The sequence below is a fragment of the Arthrobacter sp. P4_F11 genome, from assembly GCF_056401395.1.
Genome location: NZ_JBFUJK010000004.1, coordinates 245,105 through 258,574, shown reverse-complemented (window position 1 = coordinate 258,574; position 13,470 = coordinate 245,105). Strand labels below are relative to the sequence as shown.

16 protein-coding genes and 1 pseudogene are annotated in these 13,470 nt (G+C 65.6%); 5 read left to right on the top strand and 12 right to left on the bottom strand.

The features are described 5' to 3' along the window. Positions 1 to 321 (bottom strand): GNAT family N-acetyltransferase (locus AC1DRO_RS07135; RefSeq protein ID WP_476950322.1); only part of this gene is annotated, 321 nt, incomplete at its 3' end. A 38-nt stretch (positions 322 to 359) separates the two neighbouring features. Between AC1DRO_RS07135 and AC1DRO_RS07130 the strand changes: the two genes are divergently transcribed. Next, a complete protein-coding gene (locus tag AC1DRO_RS07130) occupies positions 360 to 728 on the top strand; it encodes an SDR family oxidoreductase (RefSeq protein WP_476950329.1) in 369 nt (122 codons plus the stop codon). Positions 729 to 807: 79 nt separating this feature from the next. Here AC1DRO_RS07130 and AC1DRO_RS07125 read toward each other — a convergent pair whose 3' ends face one another. The 6 genes and pseudogenes from AC1DRO_RS07125 to AC1DRO_RS07100 all read right to left on the bottom strand — a co-directional run bounded on the left by AC1DRO_RS07125 (position 808) and on the right by AC1DRO_RS07100 (position 4,259). Further along, positions 808 to 1,437, bottom strand: coding sequence for a lipocalin-like domain-containing protein (locus AC1DRO_RS07125; protein ID WP_476950321.1), 630 nt, complete (start codon positions 1,435 to 1,437; stop codon positions 808 to 810). Further along, the gene (locus AC1DRO_RS07120; protein WP_476950320.1) at positions 1,370 to 2,167 is read right to left on the bottom strand and encodes a hypothetical protein; all 798 of its coding nucleotides are present in this window, start codon (positions 2,165 to 2,167) and stop codon (positions 1,370 to 1,372) included. The genes AC1DRO_RS07125 and AC1DRO_RS07120 overlap by 68 nt, the downstream gene beginning before the upstream one ends. Before the next feature lie 308 nt (positions 2,168 to 2,475). Continuing rightward, positions 2,476 to 2,640, bottom strand: a complete 165-nt coding sequence (locus AC1DRO_RS07115) for a hypothetical protein (protein WP_476944598.1) — start codon at positions 2,638 to 2,640, stop codon at positions 2,476 to 2,478. Between the two features lie 49 nt (positions 2,641 to 2,689). Beyond that, positions 2,690 to 2,967: pseudogene (locus tag AC1DRO_RS07110) on the bottom strand (aldehyde dehydrogenase family protein); the annotation flags it as partial. Positions 2,968 to 2,986: 19 nt separating this feature from the next. Then, positions 2,987 to 3,592 carry a dihydrofolate reductase family protein gene (locus tag AC1DRO_RS07105; RefSeq protein ID WP_476950319.1) on the bottom strand — a complete coding sequence of 202 codons (606 nt, stop codon included), beginning with the start codon at positions 3,590 to 3,592 and terminating at the stop codon, positions 2,987 to 2,989. Positions 3,593 to 3,701: 109 nt separating this feature from the next. Further along, the gene (locus tag AC1DRO_RS07100; protein WP_476950318.1) at positions 3,702 to 4,259 is read right to left on the bottom strand and encodes a putative immunity protein; all 558 of its coding nucleotides are present in this window, start codon (positions 4,257 to 4,259) and stop codon (positions 3,702 to 3,704) included. Between the two features lie 297 nt (positions 4,260 to 4,556). Here AC1DRO_RS07100 and AC1DRO_RS07095 point away from each other — a divergent pair, with 297 nt between their 5' ends. Next, the gene (locus AC1DRO_RS07095; protein ID WP_476950317.1) at positions 4,557 to 5,051 is read left to right on the top strand and encodes a DUF1801 domain-containing protein; all 495 of its coding nucleotides are present in this window, start codon (positions 4,557 to 4,559) and stop codon (positions 5,049 to 5,051) included. A 98-nt stretch (positions 5,052 to 5,149) separates the two neighbouring features. Here AC1DRO_RS07095 and AC1DRO_RS07090 read toward each other — a convergent pair whose 3' ends face one another. The 5 genes from AC1DRO_RS07090 to AC1DRO_RS07070 all read right to left on the bottom strand — a co-directional run bounded on the left by AC1DRO_RS07090 (position 5,150) and on the right by AC1DRO_RS07070 (position 9,870). After that, the gene (locus tag AC1DRO_RS07090; protein WP_476851166.1) at positions 5,150 to 5,791 is read right to left on the bottom strand and encodes an NADPH-dependent F420 reductase; all 642 of its coding nucleotides are present in this window, start codon (positions 5,789 to 5,791) and stop codon (positions 5,150 to 5,152) included. Between the two features lie 236 nt (positions 5,792 to 6,027). Next, positions 6,028 to 6,618 (bottom strand): TetR/AcrR family transcriptional regulator, encoded by a 591-nt coding sequence (locus tag AC1DRO_RS07085; RefSeq protein ID WP_476950316.1) that lies wholly within the window; start codon positions 6,616 to 6,618, stop codon positions 6,028 to 6,030. Between the two features lie 449 nt (positions 6,619 to 7,067). Beyond that, positions 7,068 to 8,264: a luciferase domain-containing protein gene (locus AC1DRO_RS07080; protein WP_476950315.1), complete on the bottom strand. Its 1,197-nt coding sequence runs from the start codon at positions 8,262 to 8,264 to the stop codon at positions 7,068 to 7,070. A gap of 152 nt (positions 8,265 to 8,416) precedes the next feature. Then, the gene (locus AC1DRO_RS07075; RefSeq protein ID WP_476950314.1) at positions 8,417 to 9,400 is read right to left on the bottom strand and encodes a zinc-binding alcohol dehydrogenase family protein; all 984 of its coding nucleotides are present in this window, start codon (positions 9,398 to 9,400) and stop codon (positions 8,417 to 8,419) included. Beyond that, positions 9,397 to 9,870 carry a MarR family winged helix-turn-helix transcriptional regulator gene (locus tag AC1DRO_RS07070; protein WP_476950313.1) on the bottom strand — a complete coding sequence of 158 codons (474 nt, stop codon included), beginning with the start codon at positions 9,868 to 9,870 and terminating at the stop codon, positions 9,397 to 9,399. The genes AC1DRO_RS07075 and AC1DRO_RS07070 overlap by 4 nt, the downstream gene beginning before the upstream one ends. A 164-nt stretch (positions 9,871 to 10,034) precedes the next feature. On the opposite strand from AC1DRO_RS07070, the gene AC1DRO_RS07065 reads away from it, so the two are divergent. The 3 genes from AC1DRO_RS07065 (at position 10,035) to AC1DRO_RS07055 (ending at position 13,451) form a co-directional block, all read left to right on the top strand. Next, positions 10,035 to 10,829 carry an IclR family transcriptional regulator gene (locus AC1DRO_RS07065; RefSeq protein WP_476950312.1) on the top strand — a complete coding sequence of 265 codons (795 nt, stop codon included), beginning with the start codon at positions 10,035 to 10,037 and terminating at the stop codon, positions 10,827 to 10,829. Between the two features lie 151 nt (positions 10,830 to 10,980). Further along, entirely contained in the window at positions 10,981 to 12,258 is a 1,278-nt protein-coding gene (locus AC1DRO_RS07060) for a cytochrome P450 (RefSeq protein ID WP_476950311.1), read from the top strand. A gap of 5 nt (positions 12,259 to 12,263) precedes the next feature. Then, a complete protein-coding gene (locus AC1DRO_RS07055; protein ID WP_476950310.1) occupies positions 12,264 to 13,451 on the top strand; it encodes a PEP/pyruvate-binding domain-containing protein in 1,188 nt (395 codons plus the stop codon). The last annotated feature ends 19 nt before the right edge of the window (positions 13,452 to 13,470 follow it).

Sequence of the window (13,470 nt, the reverse complement as noted above, 5' to 3'; positions counted from 1 at the left end):
TCCCCAAGCCGCGTGGCGCAACCGGTAGCCCAGTTCCGGCTGATCTTGTGGATCGTCGGGGCCGGGCCGGAAGTGGAACCAGCCGAGGAATTCCCCGGTCGTCTTCTCGATCGCGGCCCAGAACCCGTAGCCGGGAAAGCGCTGGTAGTAGTCGAGGAATGCCGGTAGGAAGTCGCCTTCTATCTCGCCCCGGGGGGTGGGGATACCGCCGGTGATGTACCGCATCACCCGCGGATCGCTGTCCAGTTCCACGAGTAGCTCCGCATCGTCGGGGGTGAACTGCCGGAGCAGAAGTCGTTCAGTCTCCAGGAAGGTGAGCATGCAGACATTCTCGCACCGGGGGAAGACCCGTCACACCGATCGGGCAGGTCGGATTACCGTCGCTGGCCGAGCGCATCTCCACGCTGCTGGAAGAACATGGTCGCCTGGACGGCGTCGTCGTCGCTGCGGCGCCAAGCGAGCAGACCCTCGATCCAGCGCGCAATTCTGACCCGAGGCAGGTGCTTGAAGCCGTGGATGACAAGATGCTCGGTTTTCTCAGAGTCGCGAACGCCGCGCTGGCGGTCATGACCGAGTCGGGCTATGGGCGCATCATCGGGGTCTCCGGTCAGAATGCTTTCCTTGCCGGAAATGTGACGGGGGCGGTGCGCAATGCGGCGCTCATCATCACAGCGAAGAACTTTGCCGACTCCGTCGCCCGCGAAGACATGGCCGCGTCCGATGACTGAATGTCGCTAAGGCGTTCGTTCACCCTTCGAGCCACCGCCTCACGCGTCCGGTGCGGGACAAGTGAGGCGGCCGCAGTCTCTACCCGGGAACGGCACCCTGGTACAGGGTGAACTGGTTGGCCTGCTCCATGAACGCGTGGCCGACAATCGGCCCGTCGACCGAGCCGGTACGGACCCACATCGCGGATTCAACAAAGCTGTAGGGATTGTTCCCGTAGGGCGGGTAGCCCCAGGGCATCTCGTAGTTGTCGAAGACGCTCGTGAGGTACCAGATCCCGAAGGTGCTGGTCAGTTGTACCTGAGTGGCGATGTTGCGCCCGCTTACCGGTGATTTCCAGGTCTTCAACGCTTTCCACTCCGCGTTGTTCCCCACGTGGAAGGTGAGGCTGCCGTCTGGTGTGCCGTTGGGCGTCCCATACGAGTTGCGGCCGATCTCCAGGATCGGTTGGAGTGGAGCCGATCCGTTGGGTGCGCCGTACCACTGGCGCCACGTGAAGACTGTGCCATCGTTGAACGTCAGCGCCCCCCAGGTATACGCAGTCGTCCACACCTGCTGCCCGGAGTTGAAGTTCCCCCACTGGTGCTCAAACCAGATCGTGCCTGTGAGGTGGCGGGTCTTACCGCCGATGGTGACGGTGCCCTTACTCTTTGAAATCGGACCGGTGTAGTAGTAGGACAGCGCGTACAGGTTGGCGGGATCCAGATCCATTCCAGGGGATGTTCTGATTCTCAAAGCCGCCAAGCCCTACCGGCATGTAGCCGTACGGTGACTGGGCCGTGTTCTCCATGTCCATGGCGAGGGGTGAGTTGTTGTTGTTTGCGGCAACACCAGTGAATTGGAAGCGCCACGTGTCCGGCTCGGCACGGTACACCGTGGTGAATTCCACGTTCTCGCCCTTGGCGCTGTACTGGAAGTCGTCCGGCGAGGTCGAGTCCGGTGGCCGTGTCCCCTGCAATGAGCCAACAGCGGTCGGCTGGTGCGCCCAGATCAACTCCTGCTTGGCGAAGTCTCCGAACGAGAAGCTTACGCCTTGCTCCCACAGCGAGGGCCCCCCGGGCGCACTCGGATTGTTCGTGAGGTTGTAGAAAATGCCGAACTCTTCCCCGGTGTCGTCATCGGTGAAGAAGCCGGTCCAGTAGTGCCACTCCTGGAACTGCCCGGTGTCGAAGATTCCGCCCGTGTGCCATTTGTGGTCCTGCGGCAAGAGGTACAGGGCATGGCCGCTGACTTCCTGGAACGGGCCAGCCTCCCCGGGGGCTGCCGCGCTGGCCCGAGGGGCGGCACCGGCCCCCAACAGACCCGCCGTGGCGGCCATCGCCAGACCCGATCCCAAGACCCTGCGGCGGTCAATTCCTTGTCCTGACGCGCGGGCGACGTCCGCACCTTCACCTCCGCCCTCGATCAACGGGCGATGGTTCTGCTCTTTACTCTCATACATGGCTAAACCTCCTGGTGGACCCCCACGGCCTTAGTCTGCGGTCGACAAATCGAGGATCCGTCGCGGGTCTGCGGCGCTGGTTGGCCGACTCGAACGCCGCGCATCAAACGCTCCCTACGAGAGAATGGCTGATCCGGCCATCCGGTTCGAGCCTTTCCCGCGGAGCTTGGTGCGGCCACTGATGGGTGGCCGCCGTTCACCATTCCGTACCGGCTTGGGATTGTGGTCAACGTCGGGGTCGCACTTAGGAATCCAAGCCTCAATCCTGCCTGGCGCGGCCGGGACCGGTGCGGCCACGCTCGCAACCGTCACGTGAGGGTTCGCCCCGACCACCAACAATCCAGCAATACTTGCGGCGACGCGCGGGCCAGTGCTTCGGGATTCACGTCGACCTCGGCTTCGCCACGCTTCCACTTGGCAATCTGCCGGGAAACCGTCAGCTCGAAGTCTGCTCGGATCCCTTCGTCCAGCATTACCCCGGATGATCTCGCAGGGCAAGACCCGCAAATTCCGAATGGACCAGTCCGAGGACCAGGCACAGGCTCCGAGTCCGACGTCGAGGGCGGTAGCCATTGCAACAGCCTCGTCAATCGTGCTGTAACGGACTATCTGCAGGGCCGGGCGGACCTGCTCTTCCGCCACCAAGGGGTTGTTGTTGTCGATGTCGGCTACGAGGGTGGTGGGTAGAAGTAGCCTGGCTGGTCGGTGCCCGGGTTGCCGCCGAGCAGGACGCGGGCCCCGGAAGCTTTAGCCGCTTCCACCAGGTTGTCGACGACGTCGTACTGTCTGCGGCGCGGGAGGCCGGCAGCGTGTTCGGAGTCAGCCGACGCGGCGATAGCGGATGTGGGTGGCCAGCGGTGAGTGAAGCACCTCGGCGGGCTCGAAGCCGAAGGATTCAACCCCGTCGAAAATACGCTCGCCCGAACCGAGCAGGACCGGTGCGATGTCGAGGGTGAGCTCGTCGATCACGCCGGCGATCAGTGCCTGTCGGACGGTCGAGGCCCCACCGGCGATGTCCACGCCTTTGTCTCCGGCGGCCTGGCAGGCTGCGGAGTAGGCCGAGTCGAAGCCCTCGGTGACAAAGTGGAAGGTCGTCCCGCCGTCCAGCTGGATCGGGTCATGTTCGTGATGGGTCAGCACGAACACCGGCGCGTGATAGGGCGGTTCGGCTCCCCACCAGCCTTTCCATTCCTCATCCCAGTCCCCGCGGATGGGGCCGAACATGTTCCGACCCATCACATATGCGCCGCGCGGGCGCATGAGCCACTCGTTCGCTACCTTGTCGGCATCGTTGGCGCGCGGGTCGCCGATGTGCCAGCCGTGCAGCTCCAGCCCCCGCTTGCCCAGGGGGTTCTCGCGGCTCTGGTCCGGCCCGGCGACGAAGCCGTCCAGCGAGATCGACATGTGGCAGGTGGTGTCCGGCATCGCGAACCTCCTGAGTGATTGCGACCTGCATGCGGTCGTGTGGGGATTCTGGGGATCGTAGCAGGTGATGGGATCCGCGACCACCGTCTCCGGCGAATGGCCGCCTCGTTCAGCTGGCGGAGGCAGGCCGGTCGGGGCGGGCCAAGTCGGCCTGGATCGTGCGGATGATCGAGGCGAGGATTCCGGATGCGAGAAGTCCTGGCCCTAGCGGACCGGCGGAATTCGCGCCCAGCGGTGGCAGGCGCCGGAGCGCGGACCGGGCTTCGGCGCTCATGTGCTCGAGTTGCCAGTGGATCTCGTCGTCGATCGTCTGGGGTCGATCGGGCGCTGCGAGTCCGGCCGCTTTCGCGGCATACGCCGCTGCCCCCAGGGCGTGCGCTCCCATGTGGGCGACGGCGGCGGCTTGCGTGGCGGACCGGGCGGCAGCCACCGCAGCAGGGCTGGTAACCTCGCGTGCGGCACGGCCGGCCACAAACCGCCGGCGGATCTCGTCGGCGGCACCGAGCTCACCGCGAGCGAAGGCCCGGGCCCGGGCGATGGCGTCGCGGGGGCGACCATCTGCAGGAGCCTCGGCCTCAAATAAAGCCACCACCCGCTCAGCGCAGTCTGCGGCCCAGCCCGCGACGACGCGGCGCTCGGGCTCACTTAGCGTCTGCGGAGAAGCCATATCAGCACCATACACACGCCTTGCAGACCGATCGGCTTACGGGCAGCGCAATGCACGCGAATCTCGGTCTCGATACTTGGGCATGTCTGGATTCCCGGCCGGAACCCTGGACATGACTTGGGTGTGAGTTCGCGCCGGGAGGGGATGGTGGCCTGGGGATACGAGTAAGTCCGGCATTCCAGGCCGTCCGGGAATCGATAACTGCGGACAGGTAGAGACTTACCCGAAGAGCCCGATACGGTTCGCGAGAAAACGGTGGTGGCTCCGTCTCGCGATGGGTGAGGAATAATACCTTCCATGACCAGCGGGGAGATCGGTAAGAGGGAAGCCCAAAAGCCGGCTACGCGCACCGGCGCACGTGTTGACGTCGCCCCAACTCTGCCGGAAGCCATGACCGGCAGGGCAAGCCCGGCGAAAGCGGCGGTCGGAGACAAGCCGGTCTTCGCATATATCGCCAGCCTGCCACAGCCGCAGCGGGGCATCGCCGAAGCGGTCGATGCTTTGGCGGCAAAGACACTGCCCGGCCTCCGGCGCTCAGTGAAGTGGGGCATGTCCTACTACGGAGTCGGCGACGGGTGGTGCTTCAGCTGCGGCGGTTTCGCTGGCCATGTCAAGCTCATGTTTGTGAATGGCGCAGCGCTCGAGCCTGTACCGCCGGTGACACCGGTGGGGATGGGCGGGTCGACGCGGGGTGTGGAGCTCAAATCCATGGACGACGTTGACGAACGCCAGATCGCGGCGTGGATGAAGCAGGTCGCGTCCGTGCCGGGTGTCGGGGGCAAGAAGCGTTGAACCGGAGGCCTGCCGCCGAGGCAAACAAGAGGACGACGGCGGATCCTTCCCGCCGTCGTCCTCTTGCGTCTATTTTTTGACGCCTATCGCAGTCCGGGTTACTTGGTGACCTGAAGTCCGGTGTCCCAGTTGAAGTCGGCGAACTCGGGGTTGGCCTGCATGGTCATGAGGACGAACTGGAAGCCTTCGAGTTCCCGGGAGCGCTTGAGCGGTCCGACCACCAGGGGGCGCATGCCACCGGCGCTGACGAAGCTGCTCACGGCGGCGGTGGCGTCCGCGTTGTCGCCGGCGATGAAGACGTCCAGGGGCTGTCCGCCTGACTCTCCGGCGACGAGGGTGCCGGCGAAGGTGGTGTTGAACGCCTTGACCACGTTGGCGCCGGCGGGGGCAAGCTGCGCGATTTCTTCGGCGGCGGAGGTGCCGGGCTCGACGACCAGGGAGTCGAAGGTCTCGAAGTTCACCGGGTTGGTGATGTCGACGATGGTCTTGCCGGTCAGGGCCTCGCCGTAGGCGCTGACGACGTTCTTGGCGGCGTCAAACGGGACAGCGAGGACCACGATGGCGCCCTGCGGAGCCTCGGCCGTGGTCCCGAAGGTGACGCCGGCGCCGAGTTCGGCGGCCAGTTCCTGCGCTTTGGTGATGTCCTGTCCGAGGATCTCCACGGTCAGGCCGCCGGCGAGTGCTCGGGTGGCGATGCCGCGGGCCATGTTGCCGTTGCCGATGATGGTGAGGTTCGTCATGGGTGACTTCTTTCCGAATATGCGGGCCACGAGGGTTTTCATCAGATTCTGTTCTCTTGGGGGAGTGATGCTTGAAGCTACAACTAAATGTACATCAGGAAAGTTGAAGCGTCAACTAATTCTTCGAACGGAACGAGGTGTTTGCGTTTAATGGCCACGCGGCGGGCGCGTGTGGGAAGTGAATTCCCCCGGGGTTTGGCGCGGGGGAGCGGCGGCTATGCAGGCCGGGCTCGCGCCTATGACGGCCGCTGGGCCGTATCCACGGCATCTTGAGCGAGCAGTTCGCCGGTGCGCACGATGGATGCGCGCCTGCGCTCTTCGTCCGGCGGTCCGGTGATCACGAGGGGGACATTCGGGCTCGAGACCCAGGCGTGGCATAGGGTGACGATGGTCAGGAGCAGGTCTTCCGCAGCCGCCTCGCTCAAGGCCGGAAGGGCATTCCGGATCTCGGTGACTTTGTTCGCCGAGCGGAGGGTGCGGGCCTCGGCTCCTACGGGATGTCCCTGCTCAAGTCCCTCCCAAAAGGTAAGGCGTGCGAGGCTGGGGCGGCTCCTGGAAAAATCAAAGTACCGTCCCGCGAAATCTCCGATCGCAACAGGACCCATGCCGGCGACCGGAAGGTCGTCCAGGGCGGTGGCGAGTTCGCGGGTGAGCGCCGCTTCGAAGAGTCCGGCCTTGCCGCCAAAGTAGAAGTAAATCCGCTCGCGGTTGCACCCGGAGATCCGCGAAATCTGATGGATGCGCGCACCGGAGAAGCCCCGATCAGAGAACTCGGTAATTGCGGCATCGAGGATTTTCTTCTGCGTCGCATCAGTGTCCCAGGCCATGGCCCCCATCATAACTCCAACCGTTTGTTTGCTTTCGCGAAACAGCACGCAGTAGCATCAATTCCAACCGGACGTTTGGAGATTGAGTGGAACACGAGGGTAAAGCGCTAGCGGCCGACGAAACGGATGCGCATCATCACCGAACCGTCGGTATGGCATCCGTCCATGTAAGGGCTGCTATCACCTGGGTGGCGATCTTTCCGCTGGCCGCAATCGGGATGAGTATTTTGGCCGCTTTGGCGCCGGGGTGGCCCCCGGTCCTGCGCGCTTTTACGCTCACTCTTGTGGTCGTTCCCATTGCCGTCTACTTCGCCGTTCCCCGCTTTCTCCTGCTCCAGGCGAAGCTGGGCCACGTTGCCACGCGCACTCGGGCGCGGCACAATGCGAAACGCCATGCGCGGGTTCGCGAGCCACACCGGGGTGCATGATCGGGGCCGGCCTGCCGGAAGTTACAGCCTGTCGGCGTCGGGGCCTGTGGCGTAGGCGTGACTGGTCTCTACCATTGCAGCGACCACGTGCAGCTCATTCTCGTCGCGGGGCCCGTAGACCATGACCATGCCTCGAGCCAGCCGGATGCCGGCCAGCGGGTGGGCCACTGCCCAGCCCTTGGCGATTGCGTCCGCGGCCAGTTGGGGCGGCAGGGCCAGGTGGAGGGAGCCGTCGTGGGACGGGTGCTGGTGGGCAAACTCCCCGGCTGAGGGAACCAGGAACGCATCCTTGGGTGCGTCAGGTTCCGGCTTTATCATCAGGCCCCGCGCGCCTGGAATGGAGATAACGGACTGCGAAGTCGAGACTCCGGCGAGCGAACTGATCCTGGCGAACAACTTTTCCTGAAGGTACACTGGCGCATTGTCAGTGCGCTGTTCCTGCGGGATTGTCCATGACACGGTGGGACGCTGACCGGCCCTTCGGGGAAGGGTGCCGTCCGGCAGGGCCGACCAGCGTCCGCCGGTGGTGCCTTCATCCGCTCCGGAACGAGCCAGGAACGACAGCCGCTCGTGGATCCAGCCCCCGAGTTCACGGAGCGTCTGGCCGCTGATCTGGTGCCCTCCGGGGTCGCGGCGGGCGTAGGCGGGGGCGGCGGAATCCGTCAGCAAGTAGTTCCAGGTGCGGTCCAGCAGTTCCGGCGGGATGACTTTGTCCTCGTCGCCCTGAGCGACGAAAACCGGAAGGCCTGCCAGCCGGGCCGGCGTGACCGGGACACCGGCGTCGAACGGCAAGGTGCCGTACAGAATAGCCGCACCGGAGAATCGTTGCGGATCTGCAAGAACCAGCCCGCCAGCGAATGCTGCACCCCCGCTGAAACCGACGAGCACGACCGGGCGGCCTGCGGGGGCGACAGTGTCGAGCCAGGTTCGGAACCATGCCATGGATGCCGTCAGCGACTCGGCAACCGGACGGCCGATGCCGCGGTTGGCAAACCATGCATAACCGCCGCCCTCTGCGATCGGTGCCCGGACGGCGGCGTAGGCGGGGCCGGGCGGCAGGTGGTCGGCGAGGGCTATGATCTCGCGCTCGCTTGAACCCCGGCCGTGCAAGAGCACCACCAGGGGAGCCGCAGGGTCGGACGACCCGTCCGTCGTCGCCACTGCCGAGGTGCCCGGGTGTCGGCCGTCAAGATCGGTGGACTTCTCGGAGATGCGCATGAAAGCTCCTGCTCGTGGGTGTTGGGCACAATAAGTTTCTCTTGAAGTTTCAACTATTATGGCGCGTCGCGTATTCCCCCGGCGACTGTTGCGAATCAGCGGGGCGTCGCAACAGTCGCTGGGGAACAAGGATTCGCTGCCGGCTGCGGGTCCTACGTGGTGACGACGAGTTTGCCGCTGACGCGGCTTTCCTCCATGTCCGTGTGGGCCTGGACGATGCCATCGAGGGTGTAGACCTTGCCGATGGGGACCATCGCGGTGCCGTCACTGACGGCCTGCAGGAATTCCTGGAGCACACCGCCGGGGAGGTCGGCGGCGCCGCCTGTGTAGGAGGTGAGCCGGACGCCCCGCGGAATGTAGTCAATCGGATAGAAGTCCGGGACTGTCCACTGGTTTGAGAGCATCCCGGTGAAGCAGACGACGCCGTGGACCCGGGTGGCGCGCAACGTGTCGGGCAGCGTGGGGGTGCCGACGAGTTCGAGGGCGGCGTCCACGCCGCCCGGAACAATGCGGCGCACGGCAGTGGCGAGGTCGCCGTCGTCGATCAGGACATGATCGACGCCGATCGAGGCGAGGGCTTCCCGCTTGGCTTCGTCGCGCGTTGATGCCAGGACGGCGAGCCCGCGGCGCTTGGCAAGTAATGCGGCGGCCATGCCGACGGACGAGGTTCCGCCGCGGATGAGCAGGCTCTGGCCGGGCTGGATGTCCAGGCCAATGGTGAGGGAGCCGTGGGCGGTCTGAAGCATCTCAGGGATGGCGCCGATGACGGACCAGGGCAGCTCTGATTCGAAGGCAATGACCTGCCGGGCCGGCACGCACGTGTACTCGGCATAGCCGCCGTCGAACACGCGGCCCATGCCGCCCATCAGGGTGGCGACCTTCTGCCCGGCGCGGAACTCGCCGCCGGGGGAGTCGGCCACCTCTCCGACAGCTTCTATCCCGGGCACGCGCGGAAACGTGACGCCCTGGGCCAGGCCCAGGCGCGTATGCAGCTCCGAGCGGTTGAGCCCGAACGCCCGGACCCGGATGAGCACCTGGCCCGGCAGCGGCACAGGGATGGGTCGGTCGCGAATGACCAGCGCCTCGGCCGGCCCTGGGCCGTCCAGTACCACGGCCCGCATGGTGCCGCCGCTCACTGACCGGCCGCCTTGGAGTCCAGGGAGGGCCGCTGCGCGCTGCGAAGCCGGGCCAGGAGGTCGAGCAGTGTGGTGGTCTCCTGCGGACTCAGGGCCGGGGTGAACCAGCTGTCGAGTTCGGCCTCGATCACAGTGCGTCCCCGGGCGACCACCGCCTTCCCTTCTTCCGTGAGGTCAAGGAGGGAGGAGCGCCGGTCGCCCGGGTTTATCTTCCGCGAGCAGTACCCCGCCGCCTCAACACGGTCAACCAGCTTGCTGGCGCCGCCCACGGTAATGGCCAGCGCCGACGCGATGTCGAACACCCGGCACGTGCCAAGGGAGGAGACGACGACCATCGCCTCGAACCTGCCGAGGGGAAGTCCGCATTTCTGGCGCAGGCGGGCGTCGACCGCATCCCACAGCTCTGTTTCAAGTCGGGTCAGCGTGCTGAAGAGGGAATAGAAGTCAGTCTGGCCAGCTCTGGTGTCCATGGACCAAGCTTAGCATTTAGATTCCATGGAAGATACTTCCCCGGATTCTACTTGTCGGTCGGCCGCAGCCTGTGGGGGACTCGTTCGCTCCTGATCGAGGGCTAGACTCTGATCGGACGTCCCGGCGACCATCGACGATGGGCCAATATCGCAGAGGAGCCTTGATGGCTGGCGGCAGCAGTGAGCCCGGTAGGACTGTGACCTCGAAGGTGCTCTCCATCCTGGAAGCCTTCGAAAAGTCCCGGGGTGCCCTCAGCCTGACGGAAATCGCCGAAAAATCCGGGCTGCCCCTGAGCACCGCCCACCGGCTCGTCAACGAGCTCACAGACTGGGGATTACTTTCGCGCGAGCCCAACGGCCGCTACCAGCTGGGCATCCGCCTCTGGGAGCTTGCCCAGAACACCGGGCGGCAGCTCCGCGACGCGGCGCGCCCGTACATCCAGGATCTTTTCTCCCTCACGGGCGAAACCGCACACCTGGCCGTCCGGTCCGGCCACGAGGTGCTGTACATTGACCGCGTCTACGGCTCCAAGCGCCTGCCCCGCGCTTCCCGCGTCGGCGGACGCCTGCCCATGCATGCGACCGCCGTCGGGAAGATCCTCCTGGCCTTCGAGGAGGATTGGGTCCGCGACGCCTACCTGAACCGGCAGCTCGAGCGGCACACCGCGCACACCCACGTTGACCCGAGAAAACTGGCCGCCGAACTGACCCAGATCCGGGAGCAGGGCTACGCCACTACGCTCGAGGAAGTCCGGCTGGGCTCGTGCTCCATCGCCGTCCCGGTCTTCCACACCGGCAGGATCGGCGCCGCGATCGGCCTGGTGCTTCCCACGAGCCAGGCCGCCACGATGAGCCGCCACCTTCCCGTCCTGAGGGGCATCTCGGCGCAGATCGAACGCGCCACCGCGCGGATCCCGCTGGAAACGCTGCTGGGCAGCCACACCGCGGCATCGGACTAGGCCGAACCCTGCAGCTGCAGGCCCGCGGCAAAGTGGCTTCCGCTCAGTGGAAGCCTTTCCTGCCATCCTGAGGTGACGGGGGCCACACTGGTGGAAGAACCCCCGGCATGCACTGCTGCTGCCAGCGGGACCGGAAAACCAAGGAGCCCAGATGTCATCGTCGACTGAAACGGCCGGCCGCTGTCCCTTCGGACACGGCGCCGAAGCCCCTACAGGGCACCACGGCTACGAGCCATTCCAGATGAAGGATCCCTTCCCCGCCTACGCCGAACTCCGGGCCGAGCAGCCCGTGATGTTCGACGAGCGGATCGGTCTCTATGTCGTCTCCCGCTATGACGACATCAAGGCCGTCTTTGAAGACTGGGAAACCTTCTCCAGCGAAAACGCCCAGGCGCCTGTCCGCGAACGCGGTGCCGCGGCCAAGAAGATCATGGACGACGGCGGCTTCACCGCCTACTCGGGCCTCTCCGCCCGCCGCCCGCCGGAGCACACCCGCATCCGCGCAGTCGTCCAGAAGGCCTTCACACCCCGCCGCTACAAAGCGCTGGAGCCGTTCATCAGGCAGAACGTCGTTGAACTGCTCGATAAGATGCTGGCCCGTCCGGACCGCCGCGGCGACATGGTCAAGGACCTTGCTTACGACGTCCCCACCATCACCATCCTCACCCTGATCGGCGCAGACGTAGCCCAGGTCGACACCTTCAAGCGCTGGAGCGATTCCCGCGCCGCCATGACGTGGGGCGACCTCACGGACGACGAACAGATCCCGCACGCCCACAACCTCGTGGAGTACTGGCAGGAATGCCTCCGGCTGGTCAGGGTGGCTCACGAGGAAGGCGGCGACAACCTCACCGCGGACCTGGTCAAAGCGCAGCAGGACGGCGCGGAAATCTCCGACCACGAGATCGCCTCCGTCCTCTATAGCCTGCTCTTCGCCGGCCACGAGACCACCACCACGCTGATCTCCAACGCCCTCCGCGAACTCCTGGCCCGCCCCGAGCAATGGAAGCAGCTGGTGGAGGACCCGAAAAAAATTCCCGCCGCCATCGACGAAGTCCTGCGCTACGCCGGCTCGATCGTCGGCTGGCGCCGCAAGGCCCTCAAGGACACCGAAGTTGGCGGCGTCGCCATTGAAGAAGGCGCGCAGTTGCTGCTCCTCATGGGCTCAGCCAACCGGGATGACACCAAGTTCGACGCCGGCGAGGACTTCGACATCACCCGCCCCAACGCCCGCGAGCACCTGTCCTTCGGGTTCGGCATCCACTACTGCCTGGGCAACATGCTCGCCAAGCTCCAGGCCAAGATCGCCCTCGAGGAAGTGGTCCGGCTCGCCCCGGGGCTGCAGCTGGAGCATCCGGAAGCCATCGCTTTCCGCGAGAACCTTTCCTTCCGCGTCCCCGAGACCGTCCCCGTCACCTGGAAGGCCTGAGAAGTATGCAGAGCAACGAATACGTCCAGTTCTTCGACGGAGGCATCGAACCGAAGCTCGAAAACCTTGGCGGCAAGGGGGCCTCCCTGGTCACCATGACCTCCGCCGGCATGCCCGTCCCGCCCGGCTTCGTGGTCACCACCGCCCAGTTTGATGCCTTCATGGAGGAAGCCGGGATCACCCGGGACATCCACCAGCTCCTCGCAGGACTGGACCCAGAAGACATGGGCCAGGTGGACAGGGTGTCCGCTGAGATCCGGGCGGACATCCGCTCCCGCGCGGTGCCTCAGGCCCTGCGCGAGCTCACCGTCGCCGCCTACGAGTCCCTGATGTCCCGCTTTGAGTCGCCGGTCCCGGTGGCCGTTCGCTCCAGCGCCACCGCCGAGGACCTGCCGGACGCCTCCTTCGCCGGCCAGCAGGACACTTACCTCTGGCTCGACGGCGTCAAGGCCGTCACCGAGCACATCCGCCAGTGCTGGGCATCGCTCTTCACATCCCGCGCCATCATCTACCGGCTCAAGAACAACATCCCCAACGAGGGCCTCTCGATGGCGGTCGTGGTGCAGAAGATGGTCAACGCACGGGTCTCCGGCGTCGCCATCACCATGGACCCCACGAACGGCGACCGTTCCAAGATCACTATCGACTCCTCCTACGGGGTGGGGGAGATGGTTGTCTCCGGCCAGGTCACGCCGGACAACATCATGCTGGACAAGGTCACGCTGGCGGTCGTCTCCGAACACCTCGGCGACAAGCACGCCGAACTCGTCCCGGACGCCGTTGCCGGGCGCCTGGTGGAGCGGGAGGTCGACGCCGAACGCCGCGGCCGCCGCAGCCTCACCGGCGCCGAGCTCACCGCCGTCGCTCAGATGGCCAAGCGCGCGGAGAAGCACTACAAGTGCCCGCAGGACATCGAGTGGGCCCTCGATGCGGACTTGCCCGACGGAGAGAACCTGCTCCTGCTGCAGTCCCGCCCGGAAACGGTGCACTCTTCGAAACCGGGGGCGGCCACCCAAACGGTGCCCTCGGCAGCCGGCGGCTACTTCAGCGGACTCAGCCCCGCCATTTCTGCAGCAGCGCCCGCTTCCCCGACGACGCCAGCCACCACGACGCCGGCCGGCCCGGCGCCGTCGTCCGCCACCGGCTTTAGCCTCGGCAGCATCACCGCCTCAGTGCTGAAGCCGTCCTTCTAGAACGTTCCGAACCGCTAGT

Bases quoted from the DNA above. Each gene is read 5' to 3' on its own strand.
- AC1DRO_RS07095 (WP_476950317.1), top strand. From the start codon at position 4,557: ATGACCAGCGGGGAGATCGGTAAGAGGGAAGCCCAAAAGCCGGCTACG.
- AC1DRO_RS07070 (WP_476950313.1), bottom strand. From the start codon at position 9,870: ATGGACACCAGAGCTGGCCAGACTGACTTCTATTCCCTCTTCAGCACG.
- AC1DRO_RS07065 (WP_476950312.1), top strand. From the start codon at position 10,035: ATGGCTGGCGGCAGCAGTGAGCCCGGTAGGACTGTGACCTCGAAGGTG.
- AC1DRO_RS07125 (WP_476950321.1), bottom strand. From the start codon at position 1,437: ATGGATCTGGATCCCGCCAACCTGTACGCGCTGTCCTACTACTACACC.
- AC1DRO_RS07105 (WP_476950319.1), bottom strand. From the start codon at position 3,592: ATGCCGGACACCACCTGCCACATGTCGATCTCGCTGGACGGCTTCGTC.
- AC1DRO_RS07090 (WP_476851166.1), bottom strand. From the start codon at position 5,791: ATGACGAACCTCACCATCATCGGCAACGGCAACATGGCCCGCGGCATC.
- AC1DRO_RS07085 (WP_476950316.1), bottom strand. From the start codon at position 6,618: ATGGCCTGGGACACTGATGCGACGCAGAAGAAAATCCTCGATGCCGCA.
- AC1DRO_RS07055 (WP_476950310.1), top strand. From the start codon at position 12,264: ATGCAGAGCAACGAATACGTCCAGTTCTTCGACGGAGGCATCGAACCG.
- AC1DRO_RS07080 (WP_476950315.1), bottom strand. From the start codon at position 8,264: ATGCGCATCTCCGAGAAGTCCACCGATCTTGACGGCCGACACCCGGGC.
- AC1DRO_RS07120 (WP_476950320.1), bottom strand. From the start codon at position 2,167: ATGTATGAGAGTAAAGAGCAGAACCATCGCCCGTTGATCGAGGGCGGA.
- AC1DRO_RS07100 (WP_476950318.1), bottom strand. From the start codon at position 4,259: ATGGCTTCTCCGCAGACGCTAAGTGAGCCCGAGCGCCGCGTCGTCGCG.
- AC1DRO_RS07115 (WP_476944598.1), bottom strand. From the start codon at position 2,640: ATGCTGGACGAAGGGATCCGAGCAGACTTCGAGCTGACGGTTTCCCGG.
- AC1DRO_RS07060 (WP_476950311.1), top strand. From the start codon at position 10,981: ATGTCATCGTCGACTGAAACGGCCGGCCGCTGTCCCTTCGGACACGGC.